This window comes from Sphingomonas sp. LC-1, assembly GCF_025371035.1.
Lineage (GTDB): Bacteria > Pseudomonadota > Alphaproteobacteria > Sphingomonadales > Sphingomonadaceae > Sphingomonas > Sphingomonas sanguinis_E.
The window spans coordinates 126,324-144,264 of sequence record NZ_JANZXB010000011.1 but is presented as its reverse complement, the minus strand read 5'-3'; the positions used below and the strand labels follow the sequence as shown (position 1 = coordinate 144,264).

Genomic DNA, 17,941 nt, shown 5'->3' with positions numbered 1-17,941 from the left:
GATCAGTTACCCCCGGGCGCCGGAGTGATGACGATCGAGCCGCTGACGCGGCCGGTGATCTCCGCGGTCAGGCGATCATTGAGCGGCGCGGTCGGCTGGAAGCCGCGGATCAAGAGGTCGAAGGTCCACTTCACCCCGTTCGGCCAGACGAGCTGGAAGCCGCGCGGCCGACGCTCGGACTTCGCGCCTAGGATGAGCGTCTCGGTCGGGCCGCCCGGGATGTAGTTGATCGTGAACGTGCACTCGCCCGGGTCGGTCAGGCCACCGATGAATTCCTTCACGCCGCCAGGGCTGTTGAAGTGGGTGACCTCGATCTCGTCATCCATCTGCTCGGGCGGCGTGATCTCGATCGGCTCACCGATGTCGGTATAGGTCGTCGCTGCTGCGGCGGCTTTCATGCCGATGACGATGCCGAGGCCCGTCATCGCCTGGCTTTTTGCTGCGGCCATGGTCAGTCTCCTTGGGTGGTGGTGTTAGCCAGGCCGGGCGTCCCGTCTGGGGTGGAGTGCCAGACGAACAGATCCACTGCCGCCCGGAAGATGGTGCCGTCGGTGACGCGGTCGCTGTCCCCGATCTGGTTCGCGACGATCGCGCGCTGGAATGTCGTCGCACCAACAACCGCAGCGCCTTCGCTCGCTGCAATCACGGCCTCAGCCAGTTCGTCAGCGCCGCCCCGGCTCGATGCGAGGCATTCGACGGTGACGCGTGACCGACGGAAATCGGTGCGCCCGGCATAGGTGTAATCGCGCGGGTCGCTGATGAGCAGGATGACAATGGCGGGAAGGGCCGACCCCTGGGGTCGTTCGTCGCGGTAAACGCGGGTCGCGGCGAGGGCCTTCACCCCCGCGTCCGCCTTCAGGCGATCGCGCAGGGCCGCTGTCATTGACGCCATGGTTCAGCCCTTCGCCTTGCTCGCCGCGGCGCGAAACTTTGGAGAGATCACCGACAGGATCGCGTTGCGGGCGTCGGCCCCGCCCATGTCGAATGCTGGCCGCATGAATGGATGAGCGCGGGTGGCGCCTCCGCCGCTGGACGACGCGGCGCGGCCGAATTCCTCATCGATCGCGTAGGGCACATCGGTCGTCGGTCCGACATAGACGGCGTAGCCGCGCTCGGGGGGCGCGTTGATCGCATTCGGCGATGTCGTGATGCTCGCCCGCGTCGCGCCGGTGCGATACGGCGTCAGCGGTCGGGCGATATCGACTATTACCTCGCCGCCTGCGGTCAGCGCGGCCATGATCGTCGTGGCGTCAGGAACGTCGCCGATCGCCGAAAGGGCAGCGTCGAAATCGTCCGCCCCTTCGAAGTGGAACGACGGCTTCATCCGTCTGCCCGCCCGATGGCGGCAATCTGAAGACCTTCACGCCGTCCGATCTCGACCACGCTCTTGATGTCGAACTGACGGCCGGAGCCAACAGGATATTCGATGCGGTCGCGCGGATTGAGGTCGGCGACCTTGCGGGAATAGCGGATGGTGATGACGGTCGGCGCGGTGGCCGCGTTCTCGGCGCTGGCAAGGCGTTCGGTGCCGGGTGACGGCTTCACCGAAGCCCAGACGGTGGCAAGCGGCGCGAAGCCGTCGACCTCGTCGCCATAATCATCCGTGACCGTCCCGGCGCGCAACAGCGCGACCCGGCGATCCATGGCACCGGCGTCCATCAGCCGAACACTCGAAACGGGGCCAGGAGGTTTTCGACGGTGGTCGACATCGGCACCTGCGTCATTGCGCCCGCGCTGACCGTCTCCCGGTTGCGGTGCAGATCGCCGACCATGAGGAGGATTGCCGCCTTGATGGGGGCGGGAATGGTCTCGTAGCCCGCGCGGTAGCGGATGCGGACAGCCTCTCGCCGCACCGATCCGCCCTCCCATGCCCAGGTGCTGCCGGACGCGACGAGGTCGCGGCCCATCAACTCGAAGTCTTCCAGGTCGGCCATCTGCTCGACGCCGGTGGCATCAAGATACGAAACACTGACCAGTTCGATAACGGGGGGGAAGGGGAGGCGGATGCAGTTACCGCAGGTGAGGGCATCGCACCGAGCTTCGAGGGTCTGAACGCCGATCGAGCGACCCAGCCAGCCGTCGGGCCCGTCGATATGGCCGGTGGCCGCAGCGACATACCCCTCGACCAGCGCGGCCTGCTCGACATCACCGTCCAGCTTCAGATGCGCGTCTACGTCCTGCCAGCTGATGACCGGCTCGGGAGGGGTGATGACGAAGACGCGCACAGTATTACGCGCGCGCCCGACGCTGGCCTGCCGCAGGGGCGGGGGTGGGCGCCGGGGCTGGAGCCGGGGCCGGGGCCGGGGCCGGGGCGGGCTTGTCGGCAGCGAGGCGAACTGCACCCATTGCCTTCAGCTGATCGAAGTCGGCCTGCTCGTATTCGACAGGCGTACCCTCGGGCTGCCCATCGAGCGGCTTGGTCAGAATGGCCTGTACCTTCATGGTGTCACTCCTTCGCTTTCGGGAGCGCCGCTCGCGGCGTTCGCGAAAACGGGGGCGGCGATGTGCCACCCCCGAGATCATCAGGCGACGCGGCCCAGATCGCCGTAGACGATCGCCTGCGGGCGATAGATCGCCATGGCGAGGCGTTCCTCGGCGCGGATCGTGACCTTGTTCTTGACGAAGTTGTCCTGATCCTCGGTCGAGACATCGACCGTGGCGTCCTGACGGTCGAAGATCTGGGCGGCGAGATTGAACGCACCAACCAGCGCCTTGTCGACCCCCATCGCCTGGGTGGCGACGACCGGCAGACCCCAGAGGGTCGGCGACAGCGTGCCCTGCGGATTGCCGATCAGATAACGGCCCTGACCGTCCTTCTGCATCTCGATCGATGCCCAGTCGATCGGGTTGAGCACGATGCCGTTGGGCGGATATTCCGCCAGCGCCGCCTGCAGGATCATGAGGCGGATGATGTCGACCTGCGAGGTAGCGGTCAGGCTGCCGGGCGCCGCATAGGGGGTTGCGGCGGTGACGAGACCGAGCAGGTTCTGACCGGTGCCCGAACCGTTGAGCAGCTGCTGCTCTTCGGCATAGGCCAGGCCATAGCGCAGACGCTGGTCGATGATCGACTGCAGGCCCGCAGCATCCGCCAAGATTTGCACCGACGTGCGCATCCAGTGGGCGATGGTGCGGACATTGGCGGTCGCGTCTTCGAACTGCAGCTCCGACTGAGGCTTCAGCGTACCTTCGGCGACCGGCGCGGCGTTGTTGGTGAACAGCTTCTCGCGCTCGTACTCGATCTGGTTGCTCGTGGTGGTTCCGGGCAACAGCAGCGAGCGAATCGTGAGGCGACGCTGCGGCAGTTCGACCTGCAGGCCACGGCGATCCGAGTTGACCAGCGCGCCGGCCGAACCTGCGGCGTCGGTGGTCAGCGATGTGATGTCCTTCACATCGACAATGATGCGGCCGCGCGGACGGGTCTGACCAGCGAAGCTCTTGAACTGCTCGTCATTGACGAAGCGTTCGCCTGCCGACGCGTGGACCTGCTCTTGCTCCGCCTGGCGCGCGATCTTCTGTTCCAGCGTGGCGAGGGCGCCCTTCACCTCGTTGGCGGTCGTCAGCGCCTCGTCGGCCTTGGCTTTGTCCTCGGGCGACATCTTCTCGCCCTTCTCGGCCATGCCGAGCGCGCGTTCGGCAATCGCCTTCACCTCGTCGAACTTGCGCTCGACCAGCGACTTAGTCTCGTCGGCCAGCTGGGCGGCCGTCTTCGTTTCGGGGTGGCCTTCGGGGCCACGCATATACCGGCCGCGGGCGCGTTCGGTCGGGGTCATCGGGCCGAGCAGCGACGCCGCGCTGGCCAGCATCATGTGCTTGCGCATGGTATTCTCCAGGTTGTCAGGTGAGCTAGGCGGCAAGGGCCGCCGAAAGCGCCGACAGGAAGTCGACACCGGGTGCATCGCCGGGCTCACCCCGGAGCAGATGCGACAGGCCTTTACCGGCGATTGCCGTGGCCTGGGCCCGCGAAAAGCCTGCCTCGCGCAGGAACTCTTCGAAGTCTGGGAGGGACGGCAACTTGCCGTCGCCTGCAATATGCTTGACCTTGGTCACCTGCGCGCGATCGTTCATCGGTACCGCGACCAGCGAGGTTTCCAGCAAGGTCAGTTCGATCAACTCGCGCGCCGTGTCGGTGTAGCGTTCTTTGACCGAGCGATAGCCGATCGAGAGACCGGCCAGCGCGCCGTCGCGCACCAGCGCAAGCGCCTCGGCGCCATCTGCCGACACGGTCGTGATGCGACCCTTGATCTTGAGGCCGCGATCGCTGTCCTCGAAGCCATTCCAGACCCCGACCGGGCGGCGACCATCGTGATAGAGAAGCATGGGGAGAGACTTGCGGCCGCGCAGCGTCTTGGTGAACGCACCGGGCAGGATGATGTCCCCGCCGTGGTCGACGTTGTTGTAGGCCGCAGCGAAGCCCTCGATCTGGCCGTCTTCGCCGACGTCCTTCACTTCCAGGGGGAAATCGAAGGTCTGCATGGTCACTCCTTCACCGGCTGACCGGTCGCGGTAATCGGCACATTCTGCGACTGCATGCGCGGCTCATCCCCACCCGGCACCGGGGGCAGGTTCTCCAGGCGGCGCACCTCGTTAATGGTCATCCAGCCGTTATTGAGACCGGACTGATAGAAGCTGGCCCGGCCCGCGCTGTCGCCGCGCAACAGGCCCTCCAGGTTGAATTCGATGGTGATGCCCTCGGCGCGGTCGCGGTCGGTCAGCAACTGCTTTTCGAGTGCCTGCTCGATCCGCTTGAGACGGCGCCGGAGGGAGAACTTTACGAAGCCGAGCGTCTGCTGCTCCAGCCCGGTGCCCCATGACGTGCTGTTTTCGGTGTGGCCGACCATATGGGGCGGCACGCCGAAGATCCGGCAGATTTCCTCAACGCCGAAGCGACGGCTTTCGAGCATCTGGGCATCCTCAGGATTGAGGTCCAGCTGCTGCCACTTCATGCCCCGGTCGAGCAGCATGGGCCGCCCCGCCTTCAATGCCCCGGCGAACTTGTCCGTCAGCAGCGTTTCCAGCGTGTCGCGCTGCTCTTTGGTCAGGGCGACATTCTCTCCCGCCGACAGGATGCCGGAGGGGCGAACGCCGTTGGCAAAGATCGACGCCGCTGCCGCATCGGTCGACACCGCCGCGTCGAACGAACCCCGGCAGACCGCCAGCGTCGAAGCGCCCGACAGCGAGTTGCCCAACGGGCCGCGGATATGCAGCATCTGCGATCCGGGCACGGTGAACTTCTTGCCGTCAGCCGAATAGGAATATTCGATCTCGCCGCCCGGCAGACGGCGAGACGTAACTGTGTCAGGTCGGAGCGGCACGAGCGATCCGATTCCGCCGGTCGCTGTCTTGCTGATGCGCGCATAGGCATTGCCCTGCAGCTCCAGCCCGGCGACGGCGAATTCCCAGAAGTCGGTGGCCGTGTCGTCATAGTTTGGGCTGTCGTGCAGCACGCGGTACAGCGCATGATCACGTGCGACCGACCGGATGCCGTCACGCGACGTGCGATAGACGACGAGCGGAAGGCTGGCGATCGTCCCCGCCAACAGGTTTACGCACGCCCAGACGGCGGAAAGGCCAAGGGCGTTGCGCCCGCTGGCAGCACGCCAGTCCTGCACCTCAGCGATGGTCACCTGATTGCGGACGAAGTTGTCGGCGTTCTCGGTCGACATCTGGCCGCCGCGCCAGGGCAAGATGTCCTTCTGGGCACCGGCGATTGCGCGCTCGGCTTCGGCAAGCCCGCTATCGTACTCGACGGTGAAGGTGCGACGGCTGCTCACGAAAGGCTCGCGATCCAGTCGTCGGCGTTCGTGGCGTCGTTGGTCTGCATCGCCGCCACTCCCATTGCCATCACGAGAGCGACCATGCCGTCAATGCGGCCGGTCGACTTCGCCTTGTTCAGTTTCCGATCACCCGCCGCGTTCTTCTCGACGACGGCATTGGCGGCGCACATCGTCATCACCGGGTTCGCGCCGTGGGCGACCTGGCCGTTGAGGAATGCAATCTCTGTGGTGTCCATGGCCGGAGCCATGCTGACGTGGCCCTGGCCAAAGGGCTCAAAGGGGAGGGTGATCCCCAGCTTGCCCATCTGGGCCTCGAGCGTCTTGAACCGATGCCGGTCGAACCCGATGCGACCGATGTTCATCCCGTCCGTGATCTGGCCGATCTTGGTGGCGACGAATTCATAATCGACCGCGACGCCGGGCGTGGTCTCGATCAGCCCATCCTTGACCCAGCGGTCATACGGCACCCGATCGCGCTTGGCGTGATCGAGCACCGTGGCCTCAGGCTTCCAGAACCACGCCTTGACGTGCCATTTGCCCATCCAGAAGGCAACCAGCACGAACGCGCAAAGGTCGGTCGTCTCGGCGAGGTCGAGCCCACCGAAGACCAGTCCCTTGGCGAACGCCTCGTCATCGACCTCGCTGTTGCAAGCGAGCCAGACGCCCGGGGCGATGAACGGCGAGAACCGGTTGACCCGCTGGTTGAGGTAAAGATTCCGGAAGCCGTTCTCCGCCGACGGCATGCGGGACGCCTTCTCGGCAGCCGCGAGCAATTCCGCCTGGGACCGGAAGGTGCCCAGCGCCGGGTTGGCGGCGCGGTGGGCTTCCGGGTCAAGCACGTCGCAATCGGCCGGAGCCTCATAAACGTGGCAGATGATCTTCGGATCGCCGGATCGCCGCGCGTCGTCGATCTTGACGCTCAGCATGTCGGCGTCAGTGGGAGCCTGGGTCGAGATGATCAGGCGAAGCGCATCGTCATAGGCGCCGCTGGCCGTCTCGATCGCCTCGACGAAATCGTCGTGATCGCCGCGCACCTGGCCCAGCTCGTCGAGAATGGCGAGCACCGGCGACAGGCCGTGCGAGGTCGAGCCCTCTGCGGCCAGCGCCTTGTATTCGACATTCAGCGCCAAGCCGATCAGGCGCTTGCCCGATGGTACGATGCGGATCAGCCGGGACAGGTCGGGCGACATGGCGACCATCTTGGCCGCGAGGTTGAACACGAGCGCTGCCTGCTCACGCGAGCGGGCGCCGCTGACGATCTGGCTATTCAGCCGCACCTCAGGCCCCGCGATGTGGGCCAGCAGGATCGCGGCGATCAGACCGGACTTGCCGTTCTTGCGGGCGATGGAGAGGATACCCTCCGTCGTGCCGACCGGATTGTCGTAAACATCAAGTATGAAGCGCTGCTGGAACTCCTCCAGCCGCATCGGCTTCCCGACCAGTTTGCCTTCGGGGACCAAGAAAAAAAGGGCGTTATATTACAGTGCGTTACGCTGCCATGCGTCCTTCATGCGTCAGCAGATTAGGCACTATTGCGTCCGCCATCCGCTGCATCTCCGCATGTCGGGCATCCGCGTTGCGGAGCGCGTGGGCGTAAACCTGCATCGTCATATCGACGCGGCTATGTCCCATCAGCTTCGCCACCTCCGGCAAGGGGAGGTTGTTCTCGATCATCCAACTCGCGGCGAAATGCCGCAGCGCGTGGAAATGGAAGCCGTTTGTCTCGTGGTCTAGCCCCGCGTCCTTTAGCAGCTTGTTCCACATCTGGTTGACCAGCGCGGGAAATATCTGGTTCCCGGTCGGCGTGCGGAAAAGCAATCCACGCGGATCGGGCCGCATATGTTCCGCCGCCCATTTTTCCAGCAGTGCAGCGACATGGCGTGGCATGGGCACGTCTCGAACGCCCGCCGTGGTCTTTGGCCCCTTCAATTCGTCGTAGGTGGTGAGGTTGTGGCGGACCTGAATGATGCGGCGTTCGATGTCGACATTTGCGATCGTCAGTCCCAGGATCTCGCCGCGCCGCAGACCGCAGCACGCGGCAAGGTTCACCATGAGATTGCACAACGCCGCCGCACGACCCCTCATCCAATGACGGTGCGCGCCCGCGACTTGTAGGAGGTGCTGCACCTCTTCGACCTCGAATGTGCGGATCACCGGGCGTGACATGCCCCGCAGCTCTTCCAGCACGTCCGCGACGGGCTGGGTCTTTGTGTATCGCCGCCGCAGCGCGAATGCCTCGACCTGCCGAATATCGATCAAACGATCTCGCGCACGGAACGGCGTGAAGCCGTCGCGCACAAGCCCGTCATATAGCGATCGGACGTGATCGTGCGTCAGGTCGCGAATGCTAAGGTGGCCCAGGCTGGGTTTCACATTGCGGCGGACGATCAGTTCCAGCTTGTCGAACCGTGACCGGCCTATCCTGCCATCCTTCAAGCGGCGGGCGGCGTCGGCCATGAACTCGTCTGCCACCGTCTCGACTTTTGGCGAGTCGGCCGCAGCGGTATGCACTCCGTCTTCTATCTCCCGCTCAACCTTCCGTTTGAAGGCGTCAGCGTCTTTTTTCAGTTCAAACACCTTTGCCGGGCGTCGCCCCGTGGCAGGATCGACATAGCGGACTTGCCACCGCTCGCCGGTCGTCCCGTCGGGCTTCGTCCAACGGCGCTTGCTCACGCTCGCCATAGTCTCATCTCCATGTGAAAGGCCCCGCCGCGCCGCCGATCGGGACGGGCGGGGCAGGGTGTCAGTTGCGCGCGGCAACCCGGTTCATGACGGCGCGATGCCGCCGTTCGCTATTCTCGATTTCGCCGTACAGGCGGCGCGCCTCGATGTTCTGCGCCAGCGTATACCCCTTGATGTGCCAGCCCAGGGTGAGCCGCCCATCATCCGAGATCCACACTATGCCGCCCACCGCCTTGAAGGCGCGGATCCACGCCCACGATGACCAGCGGGTCACGACGGCACCGCCGCCGCCGAAGCCGTGCGGACAATCGCGTCCAGTCGGTCGAGTGAGTCTTGGAGGCTGTGCGCGACGAGGTACATTGCGCTCCCCTGATCCGGGGGCACCAATGCATTATCCGCCAGCAGCATCGCGGTCCCAGCGGCGTGCTCCAAGCGGCGCTGCAACGCCTCAGCGCGCCGGAATGGGTGGTGACGAAGAAACCGACCAGCCGCTGCTCTGCCTCGTCCCACATGACGCCGACGGCCTGCGTCATGATGGCGGCCATCGGTATGCGCAGCTTGAACGCGGTCTGCTCCACCATCTGCCGTAGCGCGTCAGGCAAAGCGCGGGAAAAGGCGGCCGCATCCGCTGTTCGCGCCGGGTCGGTCAGCGCGGTCGTCAGAATCGCCTCGGGCAAAAGATTGCCGGTCATGGCGAAGGCCCACGGGAACGCGGTGCCTTGAACAACCTTCGACACGGAGCCGATCAGCACCCCCTCGGGTGTGGTCACAGCGCAGTCTGATAGAATCACTCCGCGCTGTGCCGCGCGTTGCACCATCATCGTGATAGCGGTCATGGATGGCGTCTCCGGCGGCGGCGCAAGGGCCCGGCTCGAGCCTGCCCTGTGCTGATCGCGCCAAGGGCGGCAGTCGAAATGCCGAAGATGCTGAGTGATCCTGCAAATGCCGGGAAGGCCACTGCACCGATCCCGGTCGCGGCGAGGGCGACGACGGCGGCACCCGCCGCCACAGTCTTGACGAGCTTCGCCATGGTCTATCTCCTGTGGAAAGGTGGCGGCGTTGCCCGATTGAGCCCTGAACCCCCAGAGAGGGACCCGCCCGGGCATCGGGCTTTCCGTTATTGGTCGCGCCGCATCGACCTCGCTCACTGGACGGGATTAGCGGCTGGCGATGGTGAGCAACGCCAGCCGATCCGGTTATGCGAAGGTGCCGGTAATCAGGGCCTCGGGCCGCTTGATCGCCGAACCGATGCGCTCTTCGGCGCGGATCGCGCACATGTTGCGAACGAAGAAGTCGGCGTGCTCGGTCGACACCTCAACGCGCGGTGCCCACCGATCATAGACCGTCTGCGACTTGAACGAACCGACCAGGAAACGCCCGGCCGCCTGCGCCTGCGTCGGCACGACAGGGAGACCGAACAGGACCGGAGTGACGTCCACGCCCGGATCGCCCAGGATGTATTTCCCCTGCCCATCCTTGGCGAGACGCATTGCCCACCAATCGGAGGGGTGCAGAACGATGCCGTCGGGCGGAACATCGGTCAGCGCCGCCTGATAAATCGCTGCGCCGATGCGGTCGATGCGGTTGGGGGACGTGAAGCCCAGGGCCGTCAGAACCGCCGGATCGAATGCCGTCGCTGCCGTCACCATGCCGGTAAGGTTCTGCCCGGTGCCCGAACCGTTGAGCAGCTGCTGCTCTTCCTTGAGCGCGACGCCGTACAGCAATTCGGTATCGATCATGTCGCGCAGCTGCGGCGCGTCGTCCAGCACCTGCAGCGAGGCGGGGATCCAGTGCGCGATCGTCCGAATGGGCGCGGTCGTCAGGTCAAAGGCGATTGCGCTTTCCGGCTTGAGAGCAAGTTCCGCAACGGTATCCGCTCCCGTCGGCCGCGCAGTCTGGCGGGCATACTCGACGGAATTGCTCGACACTTCGATGGTCGTCATCAGATTGCGAACGGTCAGCCGGCGCTGCGGCATCATCAGGGTTTGGTCGCGCGTCGGAACGATCAGGCCGCCGCCGCTCCCCGTCTGGGTCGAGATGGTTGCCTTGACCTCCATTCCCAGGCGACCGCGGCTCTTGACCAGCGCCGCGATGTCTTCCGACTTCGCTTCGACGAACTCGCCGCCCCAGGTCAGAGGGGCTTCGGCGCCGCCGTGAAGCTCGCCGCGCGCAATCTTCTGCTCGATCGCGAAAAACCGATTGTCGAGGTAGGTTTTGGTTTCCTCGGCCAGCTCGGCGGCCGACTTCCCGCCGGTGCCCGAATGGCCTTCCGGTCCACGCATATAACGACCGCGCGACCGCTCGATTGCGGTCATGGGGCCAAGGATCGCCGCACTGGCGAAAAACGAACGCTTCTTCATGGAAATTGCCCTTGTTGTGTCGCAGCGGACAGTGGGCACGGTGCCTCAATCGCTCGCTGCGTGGTCGACGGTCTTAGAACTGACGCCAGGGACACCCCGGCCGGGTCGGTTCTCTCGTCGCCTTCGCGCGCCAGCCTCTCGCTGGTTCGATGATGGCGGACCTGCAAGCCTCTCGCGTGCAAGGTCGGCTCAATCGATAGAGAACAGACCGTGAATGGTCAACCGGCCTCGTGCGCCGCAATCATGGCCGGACCGAACTTTTCGATGGCCAGAGCATGCCCCCGCAGCCACGCCGCCGTCATGGTCGGGCTGCTCGCCAGCAACACCCGCTCGCTGGCAGCACCAAGCATGGCGGTGGTGACGATCGCGGGCGATAAGCCGGACGCGATCAGGTTGTTCATGTAAGCGTGCAGCTGGCGTTGCAGATCGGTGATCTCCGCCTGATCGTCGGCAGTCATGAGCTATCCTCCGCCCCCAGGTGGTGCGCAGACGCGCGGAAACAGGCCGGGGCGGGGGCGATCCGCCAGCCAGAGAGCGAAAACTGTATTTGCGATGAAAGAAGAGGGACCGTCGGTCCTAGACCGCGCCCCTTTTGAAGTTTCGACCTCCCCCCCTCGGGGGTCAGGTCACGGTCGGTTCCAGGGGTGCGAGGGATCGGTCGGCAGGCCGTCAACGCCACACGCGCCGCGCACCCGCTGTCGCTGCCCCTTGTCCCGTATCGTCTTGGCGTCCGAGCATGGCTTGCATAGCAGCTGGTAATTACTGCGGCTCGCATCGCCGCCGTCCGCCAGAGGCTTGATATGGTCGGCGATCGTGCCCGGCGCCACCCGATTATTGCGCGTGCATTCCTCGCACAGGATCACGGTGGCCATCAGGTGGGCGCGCATCGCATCGTGCGCCTTGCCGTAGCCCCGCGCGTGGCGGCTGGTCTTCGCCCATGCCATCAGTTGCGGGACCGGCTCGCCGATGGCCTCGATGCGGTCAGCGGGTCAGCCTCGTATCGATCGGCGAGGCCGCGAAGAAAGGTCGGCGTCCTGCCCGGCCCGCCATAGCTGTCCATCAGCGTGCATAGCAGGATCGCAGCCCCTCCGGTCAGGTCGGCAACATGCACGCCCTCGCCGTGCATCTCGGTCAGCACCGACATGAGGCGATCCGCAACGGCACGCTCTCCGGGGCGGGTGTCGGTGAACATCAGGCTTCCTCCTTATGCGCTGTCCCTCGATTGTCCCGCGCCTGTCCCTAGGGACATAGCAGGGACACGACGCGCCTGCATCACGCGCGCCCGGCGGGCTCGGCGAGGTCGAGTGGCCCGCGCCCATCCTCAATCAGGATCGCCGCCGCGAAGCTCAAGATTTGCAGCAGCTCGTCCGCGCGACCCGGCGGCAACGATGGGCCCAGCATTTCGTGACACGCCGCCGCCGCGCCGATCAACGCTAAGCATCCCGTCAGCGTGTCAGGGGCCGCGTCCATGGCAGCCTTGAACGCAGCCACTGTCGCGTCAGTCGCGCTTCCCGGCTTCATTGACCCGCTCCGATCTCGGCCAGCTTGGCGAGCCCCTTCGGGGTAATGAGCGCCTGCTCGCGCATCTTGTCGGGGCCACGCTCCACACGGATGCGCGATACCTTGTGCTCGATCAGCCCCGCCGCGACCTTCGCCTGATAGCCGATCCAGTGCGACCCGCCCGCGCGTCGGTATATCCAGCCGTTTTGCTCCAGCCAGGCGAACAACCGCTTGGGCTGCACACCCAGCGCCTTGGCGGCATCCGTCACGCATAGCGCGCCCTCAGCATCCGTCAGGCGAGCGAGCGCCGCCGCCTGGGGCTCAAGTTCCGCGACGCGCGCCTCGATCGCCATTGCCCGTCCCGTATGGTCGAGCAGCAGCCGGTGCAGCACGGTCGGATCTTGAAGGTCCAGCGCCGCCGCAGGCGCACCGTACCCGCCGGTTTTCCGGATTGATGGAAGAACCTCCGACGTGAGCCAGCGGACCAAGCGTTTCGCGGCGGGCTTCCGGCTCCGAAGCACCAGCTTCCACATACCGCTCTCATTGATCGCCGACAGGCGCTGCCGCCCGCCAAGGGTATCGACTACTAGCGACCCCCTTTCGTCCTCATCGAGGCGAGACAGCGCGTCGAGGTGGTGCGCAATGTCGAGTACGGTGCACACATCGATCGCGACGAACCACGGCGCGCCGTCGATCACCTGCACGCGGATCGGCGTGGAATCGAAGTTGAAGGGCACAATTGCTGTCATGGTCATCTCCATGCCGATGCATCCCCCGAAGTCGCTTCGGGGTGCAGTCGCTTCGGGGGGAAGGGATTTCGGGGGTCGGGGTGCAGGCGGTGCGGGGTGCAGGAGTTGCGCCCCTGTCCCGTGACATTGCGTGACACCGCGTGACATTGCGTGACCGCTCGCGCGCGGATGCCTCGCAGAGTGTTCGGTCTATGGGGCGCAGGTCCCGCCCTATCATTCCGCACCTACCGCTGACGCTACGGTGCGGGGTCGCTGACGCTCCCCGGCTCGGCGTGAACGGTTCAATTTGGTGAGGCGTTCGGAAAGGGATCGCGACCCTAGTATCTAGTATAAAGGTTCCGTGTGCATCTCCTGCACCCTTTCCCGGTCCGAAAGGGTGCACGCTAAGGCAGTCTTTCAGGTCGGTTTAAGGGTGCATATCCCGCACCCTTTCGGCGTCGAACGGGAACCGCCAGACCTTCACCTGTCGGGTGCGGCCGATCCGGTCGCCGGTATCAATTATCATCCCGGCGTCAGCTAGGCGGGCGAGGCTGTCGACGATCGCGCGCCGCCGCCAGCCGGTGAACTCTTCGACAGCGGCGATCGAAGGATAGGCGCAACCCTTCTCCCGATTGTGAGCGTCTGCCAGCGCCCATAGCACCAGCTTGTCCATCGCTTGCGGGGGGCGCTGTTTTGCCGCCCAATCAGTCGCTACCCGGCTCATGATTGCACCGCGTCGGGATATTCTTCCTCGATGCGCCACCCGTGGCACTGGTGCATGACAATCGCGAACGTTCGCGCCGCCGCCATATCGGGAAGCCATCGGACCGCAGGAACGGGGGGGTGCTTCATCCCTTCGAACCGCATCCACGCGCCGCCCACGCCCGGAGCTATGACAATCCGCCCGGCGTCGCCCTCGGTCACGCGCGCACCACGATCAGGTCATGACGGTCAGCCAGGTCGAGCGCCGCCGCTTGGGCTTCCCGGTCCGTCAGATACGACGAACGCTCCCGCCCAATCTCTCCCGCGACAAGACAGCCGATGCCGACCGCCCATCCGCCGCCGACCCGCATTAGCATGACGGCTTCCAGCGTCTCGCGATCTGGTGTCGTGGGCCCGCGCGTCATTCCTTGCCGACCTTCTGCGCCGCCTCTTGGGCCGCAAAGTGCTTTGCCAGCGTCGACCGGCGAGCGCACACCTTGCCGCCGATCTTGAACGTCGGGAGGTGCCCTTGGTCATGCAGGTGATAGACCTGTCGCCGGGTCATTTTCAGATGCTCGGCGATCTGGTCGACCCCATATAGCAGGTCGGTTTCGCTCATCGGTTGTGCGTCACTCATGCGTCACTCCATGCGTCACGGACCCGCCGGACCTTCGCGAAAAAGCCCGGAAATCCGCCGTTTCTTATGTGATGGTTTGGTAATCCAACAGGCCACAAAAAAGGGGGCCGAAGCCCCCAAGAAATGGCAGTTTTCTGCGGGTTTGAGCCCTGTTTTTGCGTCAATCTAAATTGCCGGGACCAGGCAATACCGATGGATGAAGGCGATGACCCGCTCGCCGCGCGTCACGCGCTACCGGCAGGCCTCGCCAGGAGGCTGTCCCCGTCATCGGTCAGCGGGTTCCGGCCCGCCTCGATTTCATGCGCGTGCTCGCGACGCTTATTCACGTCCCGCTGCTCGCCATTCTTGGCTCGGTTGTCCAAGCCCAGCGCGCGGCGCAGCGTCACGATCCGGCGGGCCAACTTGTCGACGGCGCCGATACTCTTGATCACGAACGCCTGCTTGACCTTGCCCTTCACATTGCCGCGCTGACCGACGGACATGGTCGAGACCATTTCAGCATCGGCCATGGCGCGGGCCAGATTGGCAGCGACAAGCAAATCGCTCTCGGTCCATTCCGACTTCGGCTTTTCCGAGATGACGCTGTCCCAGAACGGCATATCGCCTGGGCGGAGGAACACATGCGCGGGCGGCGACAGGTCGCGAGCGGCCAGCGCCATCGTCGACACCGCCGCCGCCGCGCTGTCGATGCGCGGGCGACGAGCCATGTGAGCAAATCCTGTATTAGCGATGAAGCGAAGGGGATCGTCGGTCCTAGAGGGCGCGCCCTCCCGACTTTCCCTATCCCCCCCGGGGTCGGCGCTCGTTCCAAGGGTGTCGCGGATCGGTCGGCCAGCCATCAACACCTGTCGCGCCGGTCGACGCTTTGGCCTTTGCGCCGCGGTCGGCCAAAGTCTTAGCGTCCGAGCACGCCTTACAGAGCAGCTGATAGTTGCTGCGGTCGCTCCCGCCGCCTTTGGCCAATGGCTTGATGTGATCGGCAATCGTGCCGGTCGCGATCTCGCCTTTGCGGGTGCATTCCTCACAGAGAATAACGGTACGCATGAGATGCGCCCGCATCTTGTCGTGAGCGGTGCCGTAGCCCCGCGCGTGCCTGCTGGTGGTAGGCCATGCCATCGCGTGCGCTCTCAGCTCGGGTTGATCGTTGCGTGGGGAAACGGCGTACCGTGCTCGGCACAGAGGCGGCAAAGGGGTTCATCGGCAAGGCGGCGGCGGCGCTGCTGAACGGCTGCGCGACCTCGGAGGCGCTTGGTCACGTGACAGGCTCCGACGTCAGATACAGCAAGAGCCGCTAACCCCTTTGGGCGCGGCTCTCACATCTATGGATTGGTATGGACGAAACGGACCCTGTCGTCAAGCGCCTGGTGCGTTGATGGCGATGGCCAGATGCTGGGCGGCCGAGGCGATACGCGCAGCGAACCGGGCACGCTGCTGACCGTTGCGGAAGGCGGTCATCACGTCCTCGATCACGACCTGATCGAACAGCGTTGCCATATTGCTCGGGATCGCCGTCCGAGCATCGCGCAGGCGGCGGCGCGCATCCCACTGGCGGGCCGAAAGCGGCTGGCCATAGTTTTCTCGGCCAGCGCCGCCACACCCCTCACCATAGTCAGCAACCACGCGCGCCGCGCTGTGGGCCGCAGCGTGAAGGGTGACGTACCAATCGCATGCGAACCACTGCGGATAGGTCAGCTGCTTGCGCGCCAGCATACGGTCGATCCAGCGATCCACGAACTGACGGGTCAGCTTGGCGCGCTCACCAGCCTTTTCGATCGTCGCGTCGACGATGCGGTCGTAGCGCACGCCGTCGACGTCGCTGGCCCGCGCAATGCGCTCCGGCGTCGCATCGACATGCTCCTGCACTGGCTGGCGCGCCGGCTTGCTCACCGGCTTCGGCAGCTTCCGCACTGGCGCAGGTTTGCCCGCCAGCACCGCCGCTGCCGCCGCCGCTCGAAACGCCGCGCTATTCATCTGCCGCCCCATAAAATCCGCCCTGCCAATCTGTTGAGAACATACCATAAACACCGTGGATCTCTCACCCCTTTGCGGTCAGCTGCCAGTCGATGATGTCAAAGTCGTAGTCCGGCGGGTAAGCCGGATCGTTGAGCGTCCACCGCCACCGCTTGGGGCTGATCCCCCGCAGGACGACCTTGTTACGGAAGCATATGTCGACCGTTTCAAACGGTGGCGGGGTGCCCGTATTGCGCGGCACATCACGATCCTGAGCCCTCAGAGGGATCGGGGATGAAGGTCACCCCGTAATACGTGAGGCCGACCACATCCCGCCAATCCGGCTGGCCCGCCAGCAGGACGCCCGCGATGCGGAGGCCGATGGTTGAGCCGCCGTCGCCGACCGCTGCGACCATGTCGAACATCTTCTCCCGGTCGACCTCGAATATGAAGCGCTTGACGGTCATGCTGCCTTGGCCTCCGCCGCCTGGTGATATGCACGCATTTCAGCGGCCCGCCCGGTCAATGCGGCGATCTTCACCGTCGCCGACGACATGCCATTGTCCACGGCACCAGTTGAGCTGGTTGAGCCGGTCGCAATGGGCTTGCAGCTGCTGACCGCCGAAGTCAGTCGCCGCGCGGGCGCGGTTTCGGACGTTGCGCGCCAGTTCGCGAAGCTCGGACGCCTTGGGCATGAACCTGCTGGACTGGGCCCACTGCCGTGCCGCTTCGTCGAGAAGATCGGCAGGAATGTCGGCACAATCCTCGCCGAGCAAGACCAGAGCTTCGGCGTGGGCCTCAAGGTCAGCCTGTCCACTCGGTCGATAGCGCAAGCCCAGTTTGGCGATGATCTCGCCCACCACTGGAGGCACCATCCGGCGTGCTCTGGGCTGCTCGGGCTGCTCGGAGCATGTCGAGAGCCGGGTCAGGGCGCCCGCCGCGAACGCTGGCTGGCTGGCGGGATACGGATGTTGAACGATTTCCATCGCGATTGTCCTGTTCGATGATCCAGTTGGCGAAGGCGAGTTGCCAGTTCAGCTTGAGGCCCTTGCCGGGCTTGTGGTCGGCGTTGGCGGCCCAGTTCCGGAAAAGCTCGAGCGTTGCTCGGGCCCATTCCTGACCGCGCCGGTCGACGATCTCCCGAGCGACCGTGCCCTCGGCGAAGCGCGTCGGCTTCCAATCGTCGGGCAAGCGATGAGGCTTGGGTTTCGGCTCGCGCTTGCGCTTGACCGAAGGAGGCGAAGCCTCCTGAGGATTTATGGTTCTTGATGGTTTGTCCGAAGCCGCTTCGGGGGTCTGCGTCGTTCCCTTCGGGGGTGAAGGTACTTCGGGGCGAAGTGGCTTCGGGGGTGAAGCCGTTTCGGTGGTGGGGTGAATGATGTATCGGCAGCCCTTACCGGGCACTTCCGACCGGCTCATGTGGCCGGAGGCGACGAGGCGCTTGATGGACGCCTGCACCGTGCGATCGCTCTTGCTGCACTTGCGCGCGAGCGTCGCCATCGACGGCCAGCACAGGCCCTCGTCGTTGGCGCAGTCGGCCAGGGCGAGCAGCACCAGCTTCTCGCTATCCGGCAGGCTGACGGCCCAGACCTCGGTCATCAGGCGGAC

31 protein-coding genes are annotated in these 17,941 nt (G+C 65.1%); 1 reads left to right on the top strand and 30 read right to left on the bottom strand.

What is annotated here, in order from left to right; translation table 11 throughout:
- Positions 1-2: 2 nt before the first annotated feature.
- The 25 genes from NZL82_RS15670 to NZL82_RS15550 all read right to left on the bottom strand — a co-directional run bounded on the left by NZL82_RS15670 (position 3) and on the right by NZL82_RS15550 (position 15,427).
- Positions 3-449, bottom strand: a complete 447-nt coding sequence (locus tag NZL82_RS15670) for a phage tail tube protein (protein ID WP_261270683.1) — start codon at positions 447-449, stop codon at positions 3-5.
- Positions 450-451: 2 nt separating this feature from the next.
- Entirely contained in the window at positions 452-892 is a 441-nt protein-coding gene (locus NZL82_RS15665) for a DUF3168 domain-containing protein (protein WP_261270682.1), read from the bottom strand.
- A 3-nt stretch (positions 893-895) separates the two neighbouring features.
- The gene (locus tag NZL82_RS15660) at positions 896-1,324 is read right to left on the bottom strand and encodes an HK97-gp10 family putative phage morphogenesis protein (RefSeq protein ID WP_261270681.1); all 429 of its coding nucleotides are present in this window, start codon (positions 1,322-1,324) and stop codon (positions 896-898) included.
- Positions 1,321-1,659: a phage head closure protein gene (locus tag NZL82_RS15655; RefSeq protein ID WP_261270680.1), complete on the bottom strand. Its 339-nt coding sequence runs from the start codon at positions 1,657-1,659 to the stop codon at positions 1,321-1,323. Before NZL82_RS15655 ends, NZL82_RS15660 begins: the two co-directional genes overlap by 4 nt.
- Positions 1,659-2,225, bottom strand: a complete 567-nt coding sequence (locus NZL82_RS15650) for a head-tail connector protein (protein ID WP_261270679.1) — start codon at positions 2,223-2,225, stop codon at positions 1,659-1,661. Before NZL82_RS15650 ends, NZL82_RS15655 begins: the two co-directional genes overlap by 1 nt.
- 4 nt (positions 2,226-2,229) lie before the next feature.
- Positions 2,230-2,442: a hypothetical protein gene (locus tag NZL82_RS15645; protein WP_261270678.1), complete on the bottom strand. Its 213-nt coding sequence runs from the start codon at positions 2,440-2,442 to the stop codon at positions 2,230-2,232.
- 80 nt (positions 2,443-2,522) lie between these two features.
- Positions 2,523-3,818 (bottom strand): phage major capsid protein, encoded by a 1,296-nt coding sequence (locus tag NZL82_RS15640; protein ID WP_261270677.1) that lies wholly within the window; start codon positions 3,816-3,818, stop codon positions 2,523-2,525.
- A gap of 25 nt (positions 3,819-3,843) precedes the next feature.
- The gene (locus NZL82_RS15635) at positions 3,844-4,473 is read right to left on the bottom strand and encodes an HK97 family phage prohead protease (protein ID WP_261270676.1); all 630 of its coding nucleotides are present in this window, start codon (positions 4,471-4,473) and stop codon (positions 3,844-3,846) included.
- Between the two features lie 2 nt (positions 4,474-4,475).
- Positions 4,476-5,771, bottom strand: a complete 1,296-nt coding sequence (locus NZL82_RS15630) for a phage portal protein (RefSeq protein WP_261270675.1) — start codon at positions 5,769-5,771, stop codon at positions 4,476-4,478.
- Positions 5,768-7,234 carry a terminase large subunit gene (locus tag NZL82_RS15625; protein WP_261270674.1) on the bottom strand — a complete coding sequence of 489 codons (1,467 nt, stop codon included), beginning with the start codon at positions 7,232-7,234 and terminating at the stop codon, positions 5,768-5,770. The genes NZL82_RS15630 and NZL82_RS15625 overlap by 4 nt, the downstream gene beginning before the upstream one ends.
- Before the next feature lie 28 nt (positions 7,235-7,262).
- Complete coding sequence (locus NZL82_RS15620) at positions 7,263-8,456, bottom strand: site-specific integrase (protein WP_261270673.1); 1,194 nt, start codon at positions 8,454-8,456, stop codon at positions 7,263-7,265.
- 61 nt (positions 8,457-8,517) lie between these two features.
- Complete coding sequence (locus NZL82_RS15615; RefSeq protein ID WP_261270672.1) at positions 8,518-8,673, bottom strand: hypothetical protein; 156 nt, start codon at positions 8,671-8,673, stop codon at positions 8,518-8,520.
- Positions 8,657-9,292, bottom strand: a complete 636-nt coding sequence (locus NZL82_RS15610) for a hypothetical protein (RefSeq protein WP_261270671.1) — start codon at positions 9,290-9,292, stop codon at positions 8,657-8,659. Before NZL82_RS15610 ends, NZL82_RS15615 begins: the two co-directional genes overlap by 17 nt.
- Complete coding sequence (locus NZL82_RS15605; RefSeq protein WP_261270670.1) at positions 9,289-9,486, bottom strand: hypothetical protein; 198 nt, start codon at positions 9,484-9,486, stop codon at positions 9,289-9,291. Before NZL82_RS15605 ends, NZL82_RS15610 begins: the two co-directional genes overlap by 4 nt.
- A gap of 166 nt (positions 9,487-9,652) precedes the next feature.
- On the bottom strand, positions 9,653-10,816 hold the full coding sequence (locus tag NZL82_RS15600) for a phage major capsid protein (RefSeq protein ID WP_261270669.1): 1,164 nt from the start codon (positions 10,814-10,816) through the stop codon (positions 9,653-9,655).
- Positions 10,817-11,034: 218 nt separating this feature from the next.
- Positions 11,035-11,274 (bottom strand): hypothetical protein, encoded by a 240-nt coding sequence (locus tag NZL82_RS15595; protein ID WP_261270668.1) that lies wholly within the window; start codon positions 11,272-11,274, stop codon positions 11,035-11,037.
- 168 nt (positions 11,275-11,442) lie between these two features.
- Positions 11,443-11,760, bottom strand: a complete 318-nt coding sequence (locus NZL82_RS15590; protein WP_261270667.1) for an HNH endonuclease signature motif containing protein — start codon at positions 11,758-11,760, stop codon at positions 11,443-11,445.
- Positions 11,760-12,008, bottom strand: a complete 249-nt coding sequence (locus tag NZL82_RS15585; protein ID WP_261270666.1) for a hypothetical protein — start codon at positions 12,006-12,008, stop codon at positions 11,760-11,762. Before NZL82_RS15585 ends, NZL82_RS15590 begins: the two co-directional genes overlap by 1 nt.
- A gap of 80 nt (positions 12,009-12,088) precedes the next feature.
- A complete protein-coding gene (locus NZL82_RS15580) occupies positions 12,089-12,286 on the bottom strand; it encodes a hypothetical protein (RefSeq protein WP_261270665.1) in 198 nt (65 codons plus the stop codon).
- Between the two features lie 47 nt (positions 12,287-12,333).
- Positions 12,334-13,065: a phage antirepressor gene (locus tag NZL82_RS15575; RefSeq protein WP_261270664.1), complete on the bottom strand. Its 732-nt coding sequence runs from the start codon at positions 13,063-13,065 to the stop codon at positions 12,334-12,336.
- 406 nt (positions 13,066-13,471) lie between these two features.
- Entirely contained in the window at positions 13,472-13,717 is a 246-nt protein-coding gene (locus tag NZL82_RS15570) for a helix-turn-helix domain-containing protein (protein WP_261270663.1), read from the bottom strand.
- A gap of 247 nt (positions 13,718-13,964) precedes the next feature.
- The gene (locus NZL82_RS15565) at positions 13,965-14,171 is read right to left on the bottom strand and encodes a hypothetical protein (RefSeq protein WP_261270662.1); all 207 of its coding nucleotides are present in this window, start codon (positions 14,169-14,171) and stop codon (positions 13,965-13,967) included.
- Positions 14,168-14,383 carry a helix-turn-helix domain-containing protein gene (locus NZL82_RS15560; RefSeq protein WP_261270661.1) on the bottom strand — a complete coding sequence of 72 codons (216 nt, stop codon included), beginning with the start codon at positions 14,381-14,383 and terminating at the stop codon, positions 14,168-14,170. Before NZL82_RS15560 ends, NZL82_RS15565 begins: the two co-directional genes overlap by 4 nt.
- A 224-nt stretch (positions 14,384-14,607) precedes the next feature.
- Positions 14,608-15,090: a hypothetical protein gene (locus tag NZL82_RS15555; protein WP_261270660.1), complete on the bottom strand. Its 483-nt coding sequence runs from the start codon at positions 15,088-15,090 to the stop codon at positions 14,608-14,610.
- Between the two features lie 73 nt (positions 15,091-15,163).
- On the bottom strand, positions 15,164-15,427 hold the full coding sequence (locus NZL82_RS15550) for an HNH endonuclease signature motif containing protein (protein ID WP_261270659.1): 264 nt from the start codon (positions 15,425-15,427) through the stop codon (positions 15,164-15,166).
- 104 nt (positions 15,428-15,531) lie between these two features.
- On the opposite strand from NZL82_RS15550, the gene NZL82_RS15545 reads away from it, so the two are divergent.
- On the top strand, positions 15,532-15,678 hold the full coding sequence (locus NZL82_RS15545; protein ID WP_261270658.1) for a hypothetical protein: 147 nt from the start codon (positions 15,532-15,534) through the stop codon (positions 15,676-15,678).
- Positions 15,679-15,736: 58 nt separating this feature from the next.
- Here NZL82_RS15545 and NZL82_RS15540 read toward each other — a convergent pair whose 3' ends face one another.
- From NZL82_RS15540 to NZL82_RS15520, 5 genes are read right to left on the bottom strand one after another with little or no spacing between them, the layout of a single operon-like run.
- On the bottom strand, positions 15,737-16,366 hold the full coding sequence (locus tag NZL82_RS15540) for a hypothetical protein (RefSeq protein WP_261270657.1): 630 nt from the start codon (positions 16,364-16,366) through the stop codon (positions 15,737-15,739).
- Between the two features lie 52 nt (positions 16,367-16,418).
- Positions 16,419-16,595, bottom strand: coding sequence for a hypothetical protein (locus NZL82_RS15535; RefSeq protein WP_261270656.1), 177 nt, complete (start codon positions 16,593-16,595; stop codon positions 16,419-16,421).
- A gap of 1 nt (position 16,596) precedes the next feature.
- On the bottom strand, positions 16,597-16,800 hold the full coding sequence (locus NZL82_RS15530; protein WP_261270655.1) for a hypothetical protein: 204 nt from the start codon (positions 16,798-16,800) through the stop codon (positions 16,597-16,599).
- Positions 16,801-16,839: 39 nt separating this feature from the next.
- Positions 16,840-17,193, bottom strand: a complete 354-nt coding sequence (locus NZL82_RS15525; RefSeq protein ID WP_261270654.1) for a hypothetical protein — start codon at positions 17,191-17,193, stop codon at positions 16,840-16,842.
- The gene (locus tag NZL82_RS15520; RefSeq protein ID WP_261270653.1) at positions 17,138-17,932 is read right to left on the bottom strand and encodes a helix-turn-helix domain-containing protein; all 795 of its coding nucleotides are present in this window, start codon (positions 17,930-17,932) and stop codon (positions 17,138-17,140) included. Before NZL82_RS15520 ends, NZL82_RS15525 begins: the two co-directional genes overlap by 56 nt.
- Positions 17,933-17,941 lie beyond the last annotated feature (9 nt).

Coding starts and splice junctions, on each gene's coding strand:
- NZL82_RS15565 (WP_261270662.1), bottom strand. CDS start 14,171: ATGACGCGCGGGCCCACGACACCAGATCGCGAGACGCTGGAAGCCGTC.
- NZL82_RS15585 (WP_261270666.1), bottom strand. CDS start 12,008: ATGTTCACCGACACCCGCCCCGGAGAGCGTGCCGTTGCGGATCGCCTC.
- NZL82_RS15530 (WP_261270655.1), bottom strand. CDS start 16,800: ATGACCGTCAAGCGCTTCATATTCGAGGTCGACCGGGAGAAGATGTTC.
- NZL82_RS15550 (WP_261270659.1), bottom strand. CDS start 15,427: ATGCGTACCGTTATTCTCTGTGAGGAATGCACCCGCAAAGGCGAGATC.
- NZL82_RS15575 (WP_261270664.1), bottom strand. CDS start 13,065: ATGACAGCAATTGTGCCCTTCAACTTCGATTCCACGCCGATCCGCGTG.
- NZL82_RS15580 (WP_261270665.1), bottom strand. CDS start 12,286: ATGGACGCGGCCCCTGACACGCTGACGGGATGCTTAGCGTTGATCGGC.
- NZL82_RS15605 (WP_261270670.1), bottom strand. CDS start 9,486: ATGGCGAAGCTCGTCAAGACTGTGGCGGCGGGTGCCGCCGTCGTCGCC.
- NZL82_RS15540 (WP_261270657.1), bottom strand. CDS start 16,366: ATGGGGCGGCAGATGAATAGCGCGGCGTTTCGAGCGGCGGCGGCAGCG.
- NZL82_RS15600 (WP_261270669.1), bottom strand. CDS start 10,816: ATGAAGAAGCGTTCGTTTTTCGCCAGTGCGGCGATCCTTGGCCCCATG.
- NZL82_RS15655 (WP_261270680.1), bottom strand. CDS start 1,659: ATGGACGCCGGTGCCATGGATCGCCGGGTCGCGCTGTTGCGCGCCGGG.
- NZL82_RS15555 (WP_261270660.1), bottom strand. CDS start 15,090: ATGGCTCGTCGCCCGCGCATCGACAGCGCGGCGGCGGCGGTGTCGACG.
- NZL82_RS15610 (WP_261270671.1), bottom strand. CDS start 9,292: ATGACCGCTATCACGATGATGGTGCAACGCGCGGCACAGCGCGGAGTG.
- NZL82_RS15670 (WP_261270683.1), bottom strand. CDS start 449: ATGGCCGCAGCAAAAAGCCAGGCGATGACGGGCCTCGGCATCGTCATC.
- NZL82_RS15620 (WP_261270673.1), bottom strand. CDS start 8,456: ATGGCGAGCGTGAGCAAGCGCCGTTGGACGAAGCCCGACGGGACGACC.
- NZL82_RS15645 (WP_261270678.1), bottom strand. CDS start 2,442: ATGAAGGTACAGGCCATTCTGACCAAGCCGCTCGATGGGCAGCCCGAG.
- NZL82_RS15595 (WP_261270668.1), bottom strand. CDS start 11,274: ATGACTGCCGACGATCAGGCGGAGATCACCGATCTGCAACGCCAGCTG.
- NZL82_RS15520 (WP_261270653.1), bottom strand. CDS start 17,932: ATGACCGAGGTCTGGGCCGTCAGCCTGCCGGATAGCGAGAAGCTGGTG.
- NZL82_RS15665 (WP_261270682.1), bottom strand. CDS start 892: ATGGCGTCAATGACAGCGGCCCTGCGCGATCGCCTGAAGGCGGACGCG.
- NZL82_RS15590 (WP_261270667.1), bottom strand. CDS start 11,760: ATGGCATGGGCGAAGACCAGCCGCCACGCGCGGGGCTACGGCAAGGCG.
- NZL82_RS15560 (WP_261270661.1), bottom strand. CDS start 14,383: ATGAGTGACGCACAACCGATGAGCGAAACCGACCTGCTATATGGGGTC.
- NZL82_RS15570 (WP_261270663.1), bottom strand. CDS start 13,717: ATGGACAAGCTGGTGCTATGGGCGCTGGCAGACGCTCACAATCGGGAG.
- NZL82_RS15640 (WP_261270677.1), bottom strand. CDS start 3,818: ATGCGCAAGCACATGATGCTGGCCAGCGCGGCGTCGCTGCTCGGCCCG.
- NZL82_RS15660 (WP_261270681.1), bottom strand. CDS start 1,324: ATGAAGCCGTCGTTCCACTTCGAAGGGGCGGACGATTTCGACGCTGCC.
- NZL82_RS15635 (WP_261270676.1), bottom strand. CDS start 4,473: ATGCAGACCTTCGATTTCCCCCTGGAAGTGAAGGACGTCGGCGAAGAC.